The 16,437-nt window shown below is 69.7% G+C and carries 19 protein-coding genes and 2 tRNA genes; 13 read left to right on the top strand and 8 right to left on the bottom strand.

Annotation, left to right across the window (positions count from 1 at the left end):
* Positions 1–7 precede the first annotated feature (7 nt).
* Complete coding sequence (locus tag Aco04nite_RS05985) at positions 8–484, top strand: glycine-rich domain-containing protein (RefSeq protein WP_212996172.1); 477 nt, start codon at positions 8–10, stop codon at positions 482–484.
* Between the two features lie 15 nt (positions 485–499).
* The gene (locus tag Aco04nite_RS05980; protein ID WP_212996171.1) at positions 500–1,375 is read left to right on the top strand and encodes a phosphotransferase; all 876 of its coding nucleotides are present in this window, start codon (positions 500–502) and stop codon (positions 1,373–1,375) included.
* Positions 1,376–1,506: 131 nt separating this feature from the next.
* Here Aco04nite_RS05980 and Aco04nite_RS05975 read toward each other — a convergent pair whose 3' ends face one another.
* From Aco04nite_RS05975 to Aco04nite_RS05965, 3 genes are read right to left on the bottom strand one after another with little or no spacing between them, the layout of a single operon-like run.
* Entirely contained in the window at positions 1,507–2,124 is a 618-nt protein-coding gene (locus Aco04nite_RS05975) for an NAD(P)-dependent oxidoreductase (protein ID WP_212996170.1), read from the bottom strand.
* Position 2,125: 1 nt separating this feature from the next.
* Positions 2,126–2,902: an inositol monophosphatase family protein gene (locus Aco04nite_RS05970; protein WP_212996169.1), complete on the bottom strand. Its 777-nt coding sequence runs from the start codon at positions 2,900–2,902 to the stop codon at positions 2,126–2,128.
* Positions 2,903–2,913: 11 nt separating this feature from the next.
* A complete protein-coding gene (locus Aco04nite_RS05965; protein WP_212996168.1) occupies positions 2,914–3,681 on the bottom strand; it encodes an inositol monophosphatase family protein in 768 nt (255 codons plus the stop codon).
* Between the two features lie 66 nt (positions 3,682–3,747).
* Between Aco04nite_RS05965 and Aco04nite_RS05960 the strand changes: the two genes are divergently transcribed.
* On the top strand, positions 3,748–4,641 hold the full coding sequence (locus Aco04nite_RS05960; protein WP_212996167.1) for a LysR family transcriptional regulator: 894 nt from the start codon (positions 3,748–3,750) through the stop codon (positions 4,639–4,641).
* On the opposite strand, the gene Aco04nite_RS05955 is transcribed toward Aco04nite_RS05960, so the two are convergent.
* Both Aco04nite_RS05955 and Aco04nite_RS05950 read right to left on the bottom strand, forming a co-directional pair.
* The gene (locus tag Aco04nite_RS05955) at positions 4,638–5,579 is read right to left on the bottom strand and encodes a 3-methyladenine DNA glycosylase (protein WP_212996166.1); all 942 of its coding nucleotides are present in this window, start codon (positions 5,577–5,579) and stop codon (positions 4,638–4,640) included. The genes Aco04nite_RS05960 and Aco04nite_RS05955 overlap by 4 nt on opposite strands.
* A 28-nt stretch (positions 5,580–5,607) precedes the next feature.
* Complete coding sequence (locus Aco04nite_RS05950) at positions 5,608–6,432, bottom strand: alpha/beta fold hydrolase (protein WP_212996165.1); 825 nt, start codon at positions 6,430–6,432, stop codon at positions 5,608–5,610.
* Positions 6,433–6,479: 47 nt separating this feature from the next.
* Between Aco04nite_RS05950 and Aco04nite_RS05945 the strand changes: the two genes are divergently transcribed.
* The 4 genes from Aco04nite_RS05945 to Aco04nite_RS05930 are packed head-to-tail and all read left to right on the top strand — an operon-like array spanning position 6,480 to position 9,385.
* On the top strand, positions 6,480–7,442 hold the full coding sequence (locus tag Aco04nite_RS05945) for an ABC transporter ATP-binding protein (RefSeq protein ID WP_212996164.1): 963 nt from the start codon (positions 6,480–6,482) through the stop codon (positions 7,440–7,442).
* Entirely contained in the window at positions 7,439–8,287 is an 849-nt protein-coding gene (locus Aco04nite_RS05940) for an ABC transporter permease (RefSeq protein WP_212996163.1), read from the top strand. Before Aco04nite_RS05945 ends, Aco04nite_RS05940 begins: the two co-directional genes overlap by 4 nt.
* A gap of 10 nt (positions 8,288–8,297) precedes the next feature.
* Positions 8,298–8,546, top strand: coding sequence for a helix-turn-helix transcriptional regulator (locus tag Aco04nite_RS05935; RefSeq protein ID WP_203838542.1), 249 nt, complete (start codon positions 8,298–8,300; stop codon positions 8,544–8,546).
* A 44-nt stretch (positions 8,547–8,590) separates the two neighbouring features.
* Complete coding sequence (locus Aco04nite_RS05930) at positions 8,591–9,385, top strand: fumarylacetoacetate hydrolase family protein (protein WP_212996162.1); 795 nt, start codon at positions 8,591–8,593, stop codon at positions 9,383–9,385.
* Here Aco04nite_RS05930 and Aco04nite_RS05925 read toward each other — a convergent pair.
* A complete protein-coding gene (locus Aco04nite_RS05925) occupies positions 9,382–10,332 on the bottom strand; it encodes a helix-turn-helix transcriptional regulator (protein ID WP_212996161.1) in 951 nt (316 codons plus the stop codon). The genes Aco04nite_RS05930 and Aco04nite_RS05925 overlap by 4 nt on opposite strands.
* Before the next feature lie 25 nt (positions 10,333–10,357).
* On the opposite strand from Aco04nite_RS05925, the gene Aco04nite_RS05920 reads away from it, so the two are divergent.
* Entirely contained in the window at positions 10,358–11,407 is a 1,050-nt protein-coding gene (locus tag Aco04nite_RS05920) for an aldo/keto reductase (RefSeq protein ID WP_212996160.1), read from the top strand.
* Here Aco04nite_RS05920 and Aco04nite_RS05915 read toward each other — a convergent pair.
* On the bottom strand, positions 11,404–12,138 hold the full coding sequence (locus tag Aco04nite_RS05915; RefSeq protein WP_212996159.1) for a TetR/AcrR family transcriptional regulator C-terminal domain-containing protein: 735 nt from the start codon (positions 12,136–12,138) through the stop codon (positions 11,404–11,406). The genes Aco04nite_RS05920 and Aco04nite_RS05915 overlap by 4 nt on opposite strands.
* A 34-nt stretch (positions 12,139–12,172) precedes the next feature.
* Between Aco04nite_RS05915 and Aco04nite_RS05910 the strand changes: the two genes are divergently transcribed.
* The 4 genes from Aco04nite_RS05910 (at position 12,173) to Aco04nite_RS05895 (ending at position 13,956) form a co-directional block, all read left to right on the top strand.
* A complete protein-coding gene (locus tag Aco04nite_RS05910) occupies positions 12,173–12,976 on the top strand; it encodes an NAD(P)H-binding protein (RefSeq protein ID WP_212996158.1) in 804 nt (267 codons plus the stop codon).
* Between the two features lie 104 nt (positions 12,977–13,080).
* Positions 13,081–13,152 (top strand) — tRNA-Gln (locus Aco04nite_RS05905).
* Positions 13,153–13,254: 102 nt separating this feature from the next.
* Positions 13,255–13,330 (top strand) — tRNA-Glu (locus tag Aco04nite_RS05900).
* A gap of 95 nt (positions 13,331–13,425) precedes the next feature.
* Complete coding sequence (locus Aco04nite_RS05895; protein ID WP_308161621.1) at positions 13,426–13,956, top strand: N-acyl homoserine lactonase family protein; 531 nt, start codon at positions 13,426–13,428, stop codon at positions 13,954–13,956.
* A 276-nt stretch (positions 13,957–14,232) separates the two neighbouring features.
* On the opposite strand, the gene Aco04nite_RS05890 is transcribed toward Aco04nite_RS05895, so the two are convergent.
* On the bottom strand, positions 14,233–14,919 hold the full coding sequence (locus Aco04nite_RS05890; protein ID WP_127497394.1) for an IclR family transcriptional regulator: 687 nt from the start codon (positions 14,917–14,919) through the stop codon (positions 14,233–14,235).
* A gap of 49 nt (positions 14,920–14,968) precedes the next feature.
* Between Aco04nite_RS05890 and leuC the strand changes: the two genes are divergently transcribed.
* Positions 14,969–16,429 carry a 3-isopropylmalate dehydratase large subunit gene (gene leuC / locus Aco04nite_RS05885; protein WP_212996157.1) on the top strand — a complete coding sequence of 487 codons (1,461 nt, stop codon included), beginning with the start codon at positions 14,969–14,971 and terminating at the stop codon, positions 16,427–16,429.
* Positions 16,430–16,437: the final 8 nt, after the last annotated feature.

The following is a 16,437-nucleotide window of genomic DNA, read 5'->3' as shown; positions in this document are numbered from 1 at the left end:
AGGAGTCGTGACGCTCACGACCGCACTGCCGGTTCAGGCCGACAGGGACCCGCAAGCCCTCGTCGACCCCGAGACCTTCGACAAGCTCACCGAGTTCTTCGCCGCCCGCCAGGAGGTCACCAAGATCTACGCCCGGCGGGCCGTCGGGCAGATGCTGCTCATGCTCAAGGCCCACGCCAACTCGCAGCACGACCCCGACTTCGGCCGACTGCTGCCCGACGGTCGCTCGTACCGCGTCGTACCCACCGAACCGGTCGACGCGGCCTGGCACGCCTCGTTGCAACACACCGAGGCGTACGCCGCCGCCTGCGAGCAAATCGCGGGAGGCTTCGTGCACCACGTGCCGATCCTGACCGAGGGCATGGCGGACGGCTCCTCGCTGGAGTACACCCGCCAGGCTCTCAAGGCGACCGGCTACTACATCGACCCCGAGTTCTGGGACGGCGAGGCCAAGTCCTGCTGCCCGCCGAACCCGGGCATCTGAAAGGGCAACTGATCGATGCGCACTGACTGGGCCACGTTGCCCGAGGCCGTCACGAAGAAGGTCGCCGACCGGGTCGGCGATTCCGACATCTCCCCCGCCGCGACCGGTGACCACGCGGAGATAGCCGCAACTGTCACCGGGACAGCCGGGAAGGTGTTCCTCAAGGCGGCTCATTCTGACTTCGGGGTTCGGTCGTTGCGCTTCGAGCTGCGGGTGAGTGAGGCCGTCAGCGGGCCGCACTCGCCCGCGGTCAGGTGGCACTTCGAGGCGGCCGGCTGGCTGGTCGTAGGCTTCCAGCACTGCGAAGGCGCACACGCCGACCTGTCGCCCGGCAGCCCTGACCTGGATCTCCTCGGCGAAGCGCTGACGGCGCTGGGCAAGACCCGGGCGCCAGATGTGGGACTGTTCAGCCCGAAGGGGCGGCTTGGGTTCGAGCATCCGGCGATGGACGGCGACACGCTCGTGCACACCGACCTCGGCCCGGCCAACCTCATCGTCACCGCGCACGGCCTGCGGATCGTCGACTGGGCCATGGCGACCAAGGCCGCGCCGTGGGTCGAGCTTGCCATCCTCGCCCAGTGGCTGATCGGCTGCGGCCACACACCCGAGCAGGCTGAACTATGGTTGGCGCGGTATCCCGCATGGCGCGAGGTCGGTCCTGACGTCCTCGACGACTTCGCGGCGAAAAACGCCGCGAAGTGGGCATCGAAGGCCCAGCCAAACTCGCCAGCTTGGATGCACGATCTCGCGGACTGGACCGGCCAGTGGTCGGATCATCGATGCAAAGGCGACCGTAGGACTCAACTCTTGCACCCCGGTGGAAACTCGAAGAAGTGCTCTGCGGAGTCGGAAGCGGCCGACCCAGGGGAGGCGCTGGCCTGTGGATTCTGAGTCCCGCCAGCCGTGCCGTTTGCAAGGTCGCCGGAGGCAGCCGGGATGAGCAACATCCCGGCCGCAGTCATCACCATCGCCGCCTCCGAGCACCGCTCCCAGCTCCGCAACCGCGAGGCCGGCCTCGGCGTCTACTGCTCCAGAGGAATCGCGACTGCGCCTGGGAATGCGGGGTTTTCGGCTTCGTCGAGCATGGCGGCGGCGACGGTTGCCCGGCTGACCCGGGCGGGGAAGAACCGTGCTGGTGCTTCGCTGAGGCCGACCGTGCGGCGGGTTTCGCTGAGCGGGCCGGTCGACAATGGGCCTGCGTGGAAGACCGTGCCGCCGGCCGCGAGGATGGCGGCGTCGGCCGCGACCTTGTCGGTGAGCTTGTCGCCCATCAGTTTCAGCAGGGTGCGGGTGGCGGGACCGGCCGCGCGGGCGGAGGGTCCCGTGCCGAACGCGCCGAGCCAGATGATGCGCTGGGGCAGGGCGGCGACGACCGATCGGGCTCCGGCGGTGAGGGCGCCCGGCTTGTCACCGCTGGCGATGCCGAGGCCGGAGAGGACGGTTTTCCGGCCGTCCAGGGCCGCCGCGATCGACTCCGGATCGCGGACGTCGGCGGTCAACCGGGTCAGCCGTGGTGAGTCCGCGACGGTGATGTTGGCGGGGGTGCGCGCGATCGCCGTGACCGTGTGGCCGCGCAGCAGCGCCTGGCGGGTGAGTTCGAGGCCGGTCGCGCCGGAGGCGGCGAGGATGGTGAGTTCCATGTCAGTGCACTTCTCCCGCTTGCAGCAGAGCCAACAATTCTTTGTGTACGCCCGGAGCGCCGGCAACGATGTCGCAGTGTCCCGGCCGCCAGGGTTCTCCCCGTAGATCCGTCACCACGCCGCCCGCTTCCGTGATGAGCAGGACGCCCGCGGCGACGCCGACCAGGTCGCACTCGTACTGCCAGTAGGCGTCGACGTGACCCGCGGCCACGTCCAGCTGCGGGAACGTGCTCGGCACCGTGGAGCGGACGAACAGCACCTCGTCGAGCAGGGTCGCCACGGCGTCACCGAAGCGGCGGTTCTGGGTGCGGGGCTGGGTCATGGTGACGATTGCGGCGTCGAGTTCCGTCTTGGCCGACACGGTCAGGGGCTTGCCGTTGAGGAGGGTTCCACCGCCGCGCACCGCGGTCCACGTCCGGTCGCCGACCGGCTGGTGGACGACCGCCAGCACCGGCACGTTGTCGCGGATCAGGGCCACGGTCACCGCCCACTCGTCCATGCCGTGCACGTAGTTGACGGCACCCTCGGTCGGATCGACGGCCCACCATTCGCCGGGTGGGAGCTTCGTCATCTCCTGGTCGTCGCCGGCCCAGCGCGCTTCGGGCCGGAGGTCGGCGAGGGCGGGTTGCAGGATGGCGGTGACGAGTTCGTCCAGGCGTCTGCCGGCTCGAGCCATGTCCGCTTTGGTCGCTGGTCGCGCTGTGGTGGCGTACCCGTCGAGCAGTGCCTCACCGGCCTGGAGAACGACGGCCTCGACCTGATTGAGCAGCTGTTCCATCGGGGTTCCTTTCACTTGAGGATGTCGAGTGCGGCCGCGTGCAGGCCCGGGGCGGCGGCAAGGTAGCCGGCACTGGAGATCTCCCACGGCTTGCCGTCGAGGTCGGTGACGGTCGCGCCGGCTTCTCGCACGATCAGCACGGGAGCGATGTGCGAGCGCAGGTTCTCGAACTGCCAGTGCAGGTCCATGCGGCCGGCGGCGACCTGGGTGAGCTGGTGACCGACCGGCACCGAGGCGCGTACGTAGAGGGCGTGACGCATCATCGCCGCGATGGCGGCACCGACCCGTTGCACGTGCGCCGGGTCGCGGTTGGGCTGGGCCTGCCCGGTGCCGGTCAGGGCCACGGACAGGTCGGTCTTCTCAGAGACATGGATGGGTACGCCGTTGAGCAGAGCCCCCTCGCCCGCGACCGCGGTGAACGTCTCACCGGTCGCCGGTGCGTGCAGGATCGCGAGGACGGGCCGGCCGTCGCGCACCAGGCTGACGCCGATGTTCCAGTCGGCCATGCCGTAGATGGCGTTGAGGTTGCCGCCGACCGGGTCGACGACCCACCAGTCGCCGCCGGGCATCGGGCCGGAGCCGTGCTCGTCGGTGTTCCAGCCGGAGCCGGGCAGCGCGGCGGTCAGGGCGGGCCGGAGCACCTCGGTGACGGCGTCGTCGTTGGCCTTGAGCGCGGCCATCAGGGCCTCGGAGTTCACGGGCCTGGAGTTGATGAAGCGCAGGTGCTTCCCGGCTTCCTGGACGGCTGTGGTCGCCGCTTCGAGCAGTTCGTGTGGCATGCACCAACCATCGAGCCCACCGACGATTAAGTCCAGTGCACTCTTGTTACGCTAAGATTTACCACCATGCAATTGGACCTGAATCTGCTGACGGTGCTCGACGCGCTCCTGGAAGAGGGCAGCGTGCTCGGCGCCGCCGACCGGCTGCGGCTGTCCTCGCCCGCGGTCAGCCGCTCGCTGGGCCGGATCCGCCGGCTGACCGGCGACGACATCCTCGTGCGCACGGGCCGCACGATGACCCCGACGCCGTACGCGCTGGGCGTCCGCGAGCAGGTCGGCGATCTCGTGCGGCAGGCCCGCGACGTGCTCGCCCCCAGCCGGGAATTCGACCCCGCGGAGCTCGACCGCACGTTCACGCTGCAATGCCACGACGCCCTCGCCACGTCGCTGGCACCGCCGCTGCTGGACGCCATCGCCCGGCTCGCGCCCGGTGTGCGGCTGCGCTTCCTGGCCGAGCCCGCCTCCGACAACGACGATCTGCGTCACGGCCGCATCGACCTGGTGATCGGGTCAGCCGCCCCCGACCTGCCCGAGTTCCGCTTCTTCACCTCGGGAACGGAAGGCCAGGACCGGGTCGTCGCGATCGTGCGCCGCGACCATCCGTACGCGGGCAGGCTCGACCTGGCCGCCTACGCCGCGCAGCCGCACATCCTGGTCTCCCGCCGCGGCCGGCTCACCGACCCGATCGACGAGATGCTCGCCACGCACGGCCTGCGCCGCCGCGTCCTCGCCTCGGTCGGCACCGCCGCCAGCGCCCTGCTCGTCGTCAGCCGCAGCGACGCCGTCCTGACCGCGCCCGAGGCGACCTGGCGTCCCCTGATCGAGACGTTCGACCTGAGGACCGAACCGCTTCCGCTGCCCGTGCCGCCCCCGACGATGATCTGCAGCTGGCACCAGCGCTACGACACCGACCCCGCCCACGCCTGGCTCCGCGCCCAGGTGCGCGCGGCCCTGGGTTAGGCGTTGTTGGGGGCGACGGCTTCCCTGTTCTCGGCGGCCAGGGCCGGGCCGAGAAGCTCTTCGCAGACGCGGATCAGGCGGGCGCGCAGGGCCGACGCGCGCCGGGCGAACTCGCGCTGGCGGGCTACGTACTCCTGCTTGCCCTCCGGGGTCTCGATCTTCACCGCGGGCTCGTCGTAGGACGTGAGGTCGTACGGGCTGGCCTGCATGTCGAGCAGGCGGATGTCGCCGGCCAGGGCGAAGCAGTCCAGGGCGAGCGCGCCCGGGACCGCGGGACCGAGTTTGGTCGCCCACTTGTGGCAATCCATGGCGGCGTGCAGGCAACCCGGCTGGTCGAGGTCGACCTGGGTGGCTCGAGTGGGCTGCAGCCGGTTGAGGCCGACCGCCTCCGGGGTGAAGAAGCGGAACGCGTCGAAGTGGGTGCAGCGGATCGGGTGCTGCTCGACGACCTTGTCCGTCTCGGCCTGTCCCAGGCGCAGCGGCAGCTGGTGGCGGCGGTGCTCCGGCTGGCGGTAGACCATCGCCCACTCGTGCAGGCCGAAGCAGCCCGAGAACGCCGGGCGGGACTCGGTCGCCGTGAGCAGGCCGTGGATGTAGCGGACGCTCTCGCCGCGGACCTGCATGTAGGCCTCGACGTTGAGCGTGACCACGCCGTCGGGCAGCGTCGCGTAGAACTTCCACGCCGCCTGCTCGGCGAGGCCGTCCGGCGCCTGGCCCAGCCCGGTGCCGACGCCGGGGTGCCAGCGGCGCAGCTGAGCCGGGCGGGTGCCGTAGTAGTCGTAGAGGAAATCCTCTATGGCGTGCTTCTCGCCGGCCGACTTGCGCGCGCGATGACCTGCCGTCATCTCGTCAGCACGCTCCGCATGGGCGCGGGCCAGCGGGATCCAGCTGACGCTGGGCAGCACGGTAGCCAGCGCCTGCCTCTCGCTGATCCCCATCGCACCAGCGTATCCAGCAAGTCCAGTCCTATCGAGCCCTGGCGCCGCCGGTTGTGAGGAACGCCCGAACGAGGTCCGCCACCTCCGCGGGCGCGTTCTCGTCCGGCGCGTTGTGGTTGAGTCCCGGCGAGACCGTGTGCGCCGACCCGGGAATGAGCGCGGCCAACTCCGACTGCACCTCGCGCAGCCACCGCGGGCTCCTGCCGCCGGCGATGATCAGGGTAGGCGCGGTGATGGCGGCGTACTCGCCGCCGCCGGAGTTCAGGGCGAGGACTTCCCGCAGCTCGGACGGGAGGGTGGCGAGCAGCGCGCGGGTCTCCCGGCCGTCCGCGGTGTGCAGCATCAGCCAGGCGACCGCGGTGAACACCGGCATGGGAAGCAGTCCCATCGGTGCCAGCCCCAGGCCGCCGATGAACGTCGTCATCGCCGCCGCCTCGCGCCCGGCGGCCAGTTTGCGCTCCATGCCGGACAGGATCCCGGGGTTGATCCGGCCGTCCAGATTGAGTCCTGCCTCATAGATCACAAGCCGGTCGAGCCGGCGGCCGAGGGCGAGCCGCAACGCGACCAGCCCGCCGTAACTGTGGCCGAAGACCTCGGCGGCGCCGGTGGCGTCGAGCACGGCCGCGGCATCCTCGACCTCACGATCCATCGAGTACGCAGGGCCTTGCGGCCCGCTGTCCCCGCGCCCGCGACGGTCGACGAGGTGGACCGTACGCACCTCGGCGAGCGCCGCCGCGAACCGCGTGTAGTGATGGGCCATCCGCAGCCCGCCCGGGATCACGACCAGCCCCGGCCCGGTGCCGGTGGTGGTCACGGAGATCGGGGTGCCGTCCCTGCTCTGAATAGTTGGCATGCTGAGAAATGTAGTACATCTGCTACATGATTGATAATGTGCTGGACATGACGACAGTGACGGGAGCGCTCGAGGCCGGCATGCCGATGCCGGTCGACGAGCGCGTGCTGGACGTCCGTGACCTGCGGATGCGTTACGGCACGACAGACGTGCTCCACGGCGTGACGTTCTCGGCCCGGCGCGGCGAGGTCATCGCCCTGCTCGGCCCGAACGGCGCGGGCAAGACCACCACCATCGAGATCCTCGAGGGTTTCCGAGGGCGCTCCGCCGGTGACGTGACCGTGCTCGGCGAGGATCCGGGCGTCGCGGGGGAGAAATGGCGCGCCCGGCTCGGTGTCGTGCTGCAGTCCTGGCGTGACCACGGCAAATGGCGCGTCCGGGACCTGCTCCACCACCTCGGCACCTACTACGCCGACTACTCGACGCCCGCGATCCCACGTCCGTGGCCGGTCGACGACCTGATCGAGAAGGTCGGCCTGACCGCGCAGGCCCGCCAGCGGGTCTCCCGGCTCTCCGGTGGCCAGCGCAGGCGCCTCGACGTCGCCATCGGCATCGTCGGGCGCCCAGAGCTGCTCTTCCTCGACGAGCCCACGGTCGGCTTCGACCCCGCCGCGCGCCGCGAGTTCCACGACCTCGTGCACCGGCTGGCCGATGTGGACGACACCACGATCCTGCTCACCACCCACGACCTCGACGAGGCCGAGAAGCTCGCCGACCGGATCCTCATCCTCGCCGGTGGCCGGATCATCGCCGACGGCTCGGCCGACCAGCTCTCGCTGCTGGTGGCGGGGGAGTCCGAGATCCGCTGGACCCGCGACGGCGCTCGATACGTGCATGCGGCCGTCGATGCCACCGCGTTCGTCCGCGAGCTGTTCCGGCAGTACGGCGACGCCATCGCCGACCTGGAAGTGCGCCGTTCCAGCCTGGAGGAGACCTACATGACCCTCGTCCGTGAGTCCGAGGCCGGCCGTGCGGCAACGGCGGCCAGCACGTTCCAGGAGGCGTTGTGAGCAGCATCTCCACGGCCGCGCGCACGGGTTTTGCCCGCGGTGGCTACGAGTTCCGCCAGACCCTGACGACCCCCGCCGACCTCTGGCAGTACATCTTCCCGACCGTCGCGCTCTTCGTCACGGTGTTCTTCATGCGCGGCGCGACGGTGCCCGGCACGGACATCTCGCTCGGCGCCCGCACCCTGCCCAGCGCGTTCGGCATGGGGATCGCCTTCACCGGGCTCATGACGGTGGCGATCATGCTGGTGACCGATCGCGAGGACGGCACCCTGCTGCGGGCCAAGGCCACCCCCAACGGCATGTCCGGTTACCTGGTCGGCAAGATCGTGCTGGTCGGCGGCATGACCGCGATCAGCTTCCTGTTGCAGCTCGTGCCGGGCCTGTTCTTCGTCGACGGGCTGCACGTCGACGCGGTCGGCTGGTTCACCCTGCTCTGGCTCGTGCCGCTCGGGTTCATCGCCACCATGCCGATCGGCGCGGTGCTCGGGTCACTGCTCGACGGGCCCCGCAACATGGGGCTGATGATGCTCCCGCTGATCGGCCTCATCGCCATCTCCGGCATCTTCTACCCGATCATGGCTCTGCCCGGGTGGGTGCAGGGCGTCGCACAGGTCTTCCCGATCTACTGGCTAGGGTTGGGTATGCGCTCCGTCTTCCTGCCCGACGCCCTCACGGCGGCCGAGCTGGGCCACTCCTGGCGGCACCTGGAGACCGTCGGGATGCTGGGCCTCTGGGCCGTCGCCGGCCTGGTCGTCGCGCCGATGATCCTGCGCCGGATGGCCCGCCGCGAGTCGGGCAGCGCGGTCGCCGCCCGGCGTGAGAAGGCCATGCAGCGGATCAGCTGAGAGACGGCACATGAGCTCCGAGATCACGTACAACCGCATCGCCATGCTGCGCGCCGAGCGGGGCATCTCCCGGCGGCAGCTGGCCGATGCCCTGGGCGTGCACTACCAGACCGTCGGCTATCTGGAGCGCGGCGAGTTCAGCCCGTCGCTGCACCTCGCGCTCCGGATCTCCACGTATTTCGAGGTGCCGGTCGAGATCGTCTTCGCGCTGGAGCCCTTCCCCCGGCTCGGGACGGATCCGGTGTCCCGTAGCGCGTAGCCTCGTTCCTGCGTACAAGCAAGTTCAAGGGATGGGGTTCACCCGTGCGTTTCGCTCGTTTTGTTCATGCCGGTGGCGTCTCCTTCGGGATCGTCGAGGGAGAGGCGCAGTCGGGTCTCACGATCGCCGAGATCGACAGCATCCCGTTCCAGAACGTCCGCCCGACCGGGAACCGCTGGGCCCTGGCCGACGTGCGGCTGCTCGCGCCGATCTTCTCCAGCAAGGTGATCGGCATCGGCCGCAACTACGCCGACCACGCCGCGGAGCTCGGCAACGAGCTGCCCAAGGAGCCGCTGATCTTCATCAAGCCGTCCACCTCGGTGATCGGCCCCAACGACGCGATCCGGATCCCGTCGGTCGCCAAGCAGGTCGAGCATGAGGCCGAGCTCGCCGTCGTGATCGGCGCCAGCGGCGCCCGCCGGGTCGACCGCGCCGGCGCCCAGAAGGCCATCTTCGGCTACACGGTCGGCAACGACGTGACCGCCCGTGACCTGCAGCGCAGCGACCCGCAGTGGACCCGGGCGAAGGGCTTCGACTCGTTCTGCCCGCTCGGCCCGTGGATCGAGACCGACCTCGACGTCAGCGATCTCGAGGTGCGCTGCGAGGTGGGCCGCAACCCCGACGCCATGGAGGTCCGCCAGCTCGGCCGCACCAAGGACATGGTCTTCGACGTCCCGACCCTGGTCTCCTACGTCTCCCACGTCATGACGCTGCTGCCCGGCGACGTCATCCTCACCGGCACCCCCGCCGGCGTCAGCCAGATCGTCTCGGGCGAGACCGTCTCGGTCAGCGTCCAGGGCATCGGCGAGCTGCGCAACCCGGTCGTCTCGCTCGACTAGGGCGTTTCATCACGACCCCCACTCCGCGCGGCAGGAGTGGGGGTTTTCAACTTTTCCAGCGCTGATCGATCGCCGTCGGTGGCGGGGCGGAAGATCAGCAACCACTGGTCCGGGTCGTGCGCGGGCGTGAGCGCCTCGAAGTTCAGGGTGATCTCACCCACGTCGGGATGGCGCATCACCTTACGGCCCCGGCCGTTGACGGTGACGTCCGGCTCGGCCCACAGCCGCGCGAAATCGGCGTCGCGGGTGCGAAACTCGGCGATGAGCTCGTTGAGCGCCCGATCCTCGGGGTGCGCGGCCCACGCGGTGCGCAGGTGGGCGATCCCGTCCCGCACGACGCTTTCGCGGTCCAGGTAGAACGCCCGGACCTGCGGGTGCAGCAGACACAGCCACACCAGGTTGCGCTGCGCCGGCGGCAGGGCGCCAAAATCCACCAACAGCGCTGCCATGTCGTCGTTCCAGGCGAGGATGTCGAAGCGGTGGTTGAGCAGCATGGCCGGCATCGGCGACAGCTCGGCGACGAGCCCGGCCAGGGACGGCGACGCGGTGGCGGCGGGGCTGTCCGCGGTGCGGGGGCGCTGCTGGGCCAGGTCGAACAGGTAGGCGCGTTCGTTGGGGGCCAGGCGCAGAGCTCCTGCCAGGGCTTCCACCACGTCCGCTGACGGGCGGAGACCACGGGCCTGCTCCAGGCGTACGACGTAATCGGTGCTGACCCCGGCCAGTTCGGCGACCTCTTCGCGGCGCAGACCCGGGGTCCGCCGGGACTGCCGGCGCCGGGGCAGGTCGAAGTCGCGCGGGTCCAGGCGTTCACGCCGGGACCGCAGGAACGTGGCCAGCTCCCGCGTCCTGTTCGTCCTTTCCGGTCCAACCGGAGGGTAGGACCGGTATTCCCAGGAACTCGCCTCCCTGACCCCCGCCTCCCCGCGATCGCAGACTCGTGTCCGCAAGGTTCTGCGACCACAGGAGGACACGATGGCACTCACCCTCGACACCTACCGGCTGCTGGGGCGCTCCGGGCTGCGGGTCTCACCGCTGGCGCTGGGGGCCGCCACCTTCGGCACCGACTGGGGCTGGGGCGCCGACCGGGACGAGGCACGCAAGCTGTTCGATCTGTACGTCGGGCGCGGCGGCAATTTCATCGACACCGCCACCACGTACACCAATGGCAGTTCTGAACGGCTGCTGGGCGAATTCAGCAAGGAGAACCGCGAGAGCCTCGTGCTGGCTACGAAATACACGACGCTGCGCCGGCCCGGGGACCCGAACTCCGGGGGCAGTCAGCGCAAGAGCCTGACCGGCTCGGTGGAGGCCAGCCTGCGCCAGCTGAACACGGACTACCTCGACCTGCTCTACCTGCACGTCTGGGACTTCCGGACCCCGGTCGAGGAGATCCTGCGCGGCCTGGACGACCTGGTCCGGCAGGGCAAGGTGCTCTACGTCGCGATCTCCAACACACCGGCCTGGCAGGTGTCGCGGATGCAGGCGATCGCTGACCTGCGTGGGTGGTCACCGTTGGTCGCGCTGCAGATGGAATACAACCTCATCGAGCGTACGGGCGAACGCGACCTGATCCCGATGGCACGCGAGATGGGCCTCGGGGTGGTCCCGTGGTCACCGCTTGCCGGCGGTGTCCTCACCGGCAAGTACAGCCGAGACGATCTGACCGTCGCGGACGACGGCACCCGCAGGAGCTTCACCATCGCCAACGGCGGCCTCACCGAACGCAACTTCGCCATCGTGGACGTCGTGAAGCAGGTCGCCGCGGAACTGGGCCGGACTCCCGCCCAGATCGGCCTTGCCTGGACCCTGCAGCAGCCGGGTGTGACGGCCCCGATCATCGGCGCCCGCACGCCCGCGCAACTGGAGGACAACCTCGGCGCCCTGGACGTCGAGTTCACTACTGCGCAGCTGGCCCGGCTCGACGAGGCCAGCGCGATCGACCTCGGCTTCCCGCACGCCATGCTCGCCGGCGACCACATCCGCGCGGTGACCGTGGGCGATCTGAAGGTCGAGACGCGCTAGGCCCCGGCGTCGGCTGCAATGCCGTTCAGGAGCAACCGCAGACCGTACGCGAAAGCCGCCGCAGCCTGCTCCTCGGTGCCCCCGCCATACCCGTCCGCGTGCCACAGGCGGGTCATGGTGGGGTGCTCCTCCGCGTCGAACCACTCCTCCCAGAAACCGCTCCGCGCCAGCCACCACGCGTCGTTGGAGAGCCCGCTCTCGCGGCGCAGGATCTCGTTCTCGCCCTCCTGCCGGGCCGCCGACGTGACGAACATCGCGATCGCGTTCGCCGCCTCGTTGACGCGGGTCAGGGGCAGTCCGGTGCTCGCTACGGCGGCGAGGACGAACTCCTTGCTCCGGAACGTGCCCGGGCCCAGCGGCGGGCGGACCGCCGGCACCCGGCTCAGCCAGGGGTGCTTCCGGTACGTCGTCAGGGTGCTCTCGGCGTACCCGAGAATGCGGTCCTGCCAGGATCCTTCGCCGGACAGCTCGGGACTCCGCAGGACCTGGTCGACCATGAGACCCACGAGCTCGGTGCGGGACGGCACATAGGTGTAGAGCGTCATCGTGCCCACCCCGAGCCGGGCCGCGACCTTCGCCATCGAGGCCGCCGCCAGGCCCTCGGCGTCGGCGATCGCGATGCCGGCGTCGATCACCGCGTCCACGCTCAGGCCCGGGCGGCGACCCGTGCGGGCGGCACCCGCCGGGCGGTTGCCCCGCCACAGCAGCGGCAGGATCCGATCCGGGTTCATGACTCTCCCCTCAGTTCTCGTATTCCCTACGGGAATGAGGATTCTGGTCACCGGAGCGACGGGCGGGGTCGGACGGCTCGTTGTCGACGAGCTGGTGGCGCTCGGCGCGCAGGACATCCGGGCGCTGACGGTTGATCCGTCGAAGGCCCGGCTGCCCGACGGGGTCGAGGCCGTGCGGGGCTACCTCGGTCGTCCTTCGACATTGCCCGCCGCGCTCGCCGGGGTCGACCGGATGTATCTCGCACCGCTGGTCAAGACGAACGCGGAGGTCTGCCGGCTGGCGGCCGCTGCCGGGGTGCGGCGCATCGTAGACCTCGCCGGCGCCAAAGGCGGTCACTGGCAGCCGATCGAGGACGGCGTCGAGGCCTGTGGTGTGCCCTACGTGCATCTCGAGCCGGGCGAGTTCATGAGCAACGCCGAGACGTGGGCTCCGCAGATCCGGGCGGGAGACGTCGTGCGCGACGGCTACGGGAAGTCGGGTGACGCACCCATCGCGCATGAGGACATCGCCACGGTGGCGGCTCGCTGCCTGGTCGAGGAGGGTCACGAAGGCTTGTCGTACGAGCTGAGCGGCCCCGAAACCCTCACCCGCCAGGACCGCGTCGCCCAGCTCGGGGCAGCGCTGGGTCGCGACCTCACCTACATCGACCTGCCCCACGACGAGTTCGTCGCCCACCTCGCGCAGACCATGGGCGACTTCGCCACCTGGTACGCCGACGGCATGGCCGCCATGATCGACCACCCCCAGCGTCCGGTCCCCACGATGCCCCAAATCCTGGGCCGGCCTGGGACGACGTTCGCCTCGTGGGCCCGCGACCACGTCGATACCTTTCGGTAATCGCGAGGTTACGAAAACGCGGGGTGGTGACCCGATTTGGTGGGCACCATGGGCTCAGGTAGAGTTTGTTCTCGGCGAGGCAAGCGCAAGCGGGCCTCACCAAATGGGGTATGGGGTAATTGGCAGCCCGACTGGTTCTGGTCCAGTTAGTCTAGGTTCGAGTCCTGGTACCCCAGCGCTACGATCTCCCCGCGAGATCGAGGCGCTGGACTTCTGATAGAGTTCGGCACCGTTAGTTAGTAACACGCAGTAAGCACCACGTAGTAACGGAAGTACTGGGTCCCGTCGTCTAGCGGCCTAGGACGCCGCCCTCTCAAGGCGGTAGCGAGGGTTCGAATCCCTTCGGGACTACCAGATTGAAACGGCTCGCCTCTTCGGAGGCGGGCCGTTTTGCTATGGGCAGAGTGGCGCATCCCCCGCTGGGTCCCGTGGGGCGTGACACTGTCAGTGTGGCGGATCACTTCGTGCGGCGCGTGGATTTTGGGTATTTCGTTCGGCCTGCTGAGGAGACGGGGACGGGGTCTTCACGGGTGGAGCCTTGTCTCGGGTATCTCATCGGGCATCCAGACGGGCTTGTGCTGGTGGATACCGGCATGGGGGTGCATCCCGAGGTTGATGCGCATTACCGGCCGCAGCGGGTTGGGCTGAATGAGGCGCTGGCGGCTGCCGGGGCCCGTCCCGATGAGATTCGGTACGTGGTCAACTGCCATCTGCATTTCGACCACTGTGGCGGGAACATGGAGTTGCCCGGCCGGCCGAATTTCGCGCAGCGGGCGGAGTTGGAGCTGGCGCGGACCAGTGATCAGTATTTGCCGGAGTTCGTCGACGTTCCCGGGGTTGCCTATGAGGAACTCGACGGGGAGGCGGAGATCCTGCCCGGGGTGGTGATCGTGCCCACGCCCGGGCACACCGCGGGGCATCAATCGGTGGTGGTGCGGCGCACTGATGGCACGGTCATCGTTGCCTGGGCAGAGCCATGACCATGCCGTCGGGTTTACCGGCGACGTGCTGGCGCATCGGGCCGCGAGCGACAAGCCGGCGGAGCCGCTGCCAGTCGCTCCCGCGTGGATTCCGCGGCTGCTGCAGTTCGACCCGGCGCGCGTGGTTTTCGCGCACGACAACGCGGTCTGGGAGCCCTGAGGACGACCGGCTATTGCCTCCTTACGCCCGCCGCGGACCTGTTGCCGGCGGCTGCCGGTTGGGGCTGATCCCTTTGCTTTCTGGGCGTCGCAGTCCGTTGCAGGCCGCTGCGAGGCTTACAGGCCGCTGAGGCGTTGGCCGGCGCGGACGACGGCCATGGCGTGGCGTTCGCCGGGGCGGCGGCCGAGGCGTTCGATCGGACCGCTTATTGAGATGGCGGCGATGACCCGGCCCGTGCGGTCGCGGATCGGGGCGGAGACGCTGGCCACACCGGGCTCGCGTTCGGCGACGCTCTGGGCCCAGCCGCGACGGCGGACCTCGGCGAGGGTGCGTCCGGTGAATTTGCAACGGGGGAGCAGGGGCATGACGGCTTCCGGGGGCTCCCACGCGAGCAGGATCTGCGCCGCGGAGCCTGCCACCATCGGCAGGACCGAGCCGACCGGGACGGTGTCGCGCAGGCCACTGGCGCGTTCTGCCGCCGCCACGCAGATGCGTTCGTCGGCGCGGCGCAGGTAGAGCTGGGCGCTCTCGCCCGTCGCGTCGCGCAACGCCGACAGCAGGGGCTCTGCCGCGGTCAGCAGGACGTCGGGTGCTGCGTTCGCCAGCTCGCCCAGCCGGGGCCCGGGGCGCCAGCGGCCCTGGGTGTCCCGTACCAGCATTCGGTGGATCTCCAATGCCTGTGCGAGACGGTGTGCGGTCGCCCGGGGAAGCTTCGTCCGGTCGACCAATTCGGCCAGGCTGGCGCCGTCGACGCAGGCCGCGAGGATGACTACCGCCTTGTCGAGAACGCCTACGCCGCTCATACTGTGTCCCACAAGCCGAAACATACCTCCCAGAATTTAGGATGTCCAGATGGTGGGAGTCACTCCGAATCCCAAATCAGAGGAGCCCAGGACCCTGGCCCAAAAGGTGTGGTCCGACCACGAGGTGCGGACCGCCGAGGGCGAGCCTGATCTGCTCTACATCGACCTGCACCTGCTCCACGAGGTGACCAGCCCGCAGGCCTTCGACGGCCTGCGCGTGGCCGGCCGCCCGGTGCGGCGCACCGATCTCACGCTCGCGACCGAGGACCACAACACCCCCACGGGGTACGCGGACCCGTCGTTCAACACCCGGCGCGGCGACCTCCTCACGATCGCCGATACGACCTCGCGTACGCAGATCGAGACGCTGCGCAAGAACTGCGCCGAGTTCGGGGTGCAGATCCGCTCGCTCGGTGACGCGCAGCAGGGCATCGTCCACGTGATCGGCCCGCAGCTCGGGCTGACCCAGCCCGGCATGACGATCGTCTGCGGCGACTCGCACACCGCGACCCACGGCGCGTTCGGCGCGCTGGCCTTCGGTATCGGCACCAGCGAGGTCGAGCACGTGCTCGCCACCCAGACGCTGCCGCAGTCCAAGCCGAAGACGATGGCGGTCACGGTCGTCGGCGACCTGCGCCCGGGCGTCAGCGCCAAGGACCTGATCCTGGCTCTCATCACGCAGGTCGGCACCGGCGGCGGCAACGGCCACATCGTGGAGTATCGCGGCGAGGCAATCCGCAAGCTCTCCATGGAGGGCCGGATGACCATCTGCAACATGTCCATCGAGTGGGGTGCCAAGGCCGGCATGATCGCGCCCGACGAGACCACGTTCGCCTACCTGAAGGGCCGCGAGCACGCGCCCCAAGGTGCTGAGTGGGACGCGGCCGTCGAATACTGGCGCTCGCTCGTGACCGACGAGGGTGCGGAATACGACACCGAGGTCATCCTCGATGCCGCCGCGATCAGCCCGTTCGTCACGTGGGGCACCAACCCGGGCCAGGGCGCACCGCTGAACGCGGCCGTGCCGGACCCGGAGGAGTTCATCGACGAGTCGGAGCGCAACGCCGCCCGCCGTGCGCTGGACTACATGGGTCTCGAGGCGGGGACCCCGCTCAAGGACGTGCCGGTCGACGTGGTGTTCGTCGGATCCTGTACCAACGGGCGGCTCGAGGATCTGCGCGCCGCCGCCGAGGTCATCCGGGGTCACCGGGTGCACCAGGACGTCCGCATGATGATCGTGCCGGGGTCCTACCAGGTGCGCGAGGCCGCCGAGCTGGAAGGCCTGGACAAGATCTTCGTCGACGCGGGGGCCGAGTGGCGCTTCGCGGGCTGCTCCATGTGCCTGGGCATGAATCCGGACACGCTCAGCCCCGGCCAGCGGGCCGCCTCCACGTCGAACCGTAACTTCGAGGGCCGGCAGGGCCGTGGTGGGCGTACCCATCTGGTCTCGCCCGAGGTCGCCGCCGCCACCGCCGTGGTCGGCAAGCTGGCCGCGCCCGCCGACCTGTAAAGACGGAG

Origin of the sequence: Winogradskya consettensis (genome assembly GCF_018332715.1) — a bacterium.
Classification (GTDB): domain Bacteria; phylum Actinomycetota; class Actinomycetes; order Mycobacteriales; family Micromonosporaceae; genus Actinoplanes; species Actinoplanes consettensis.
This window is presented reverse-complemented; position numbering and strand designations above follow the sequence as displayed.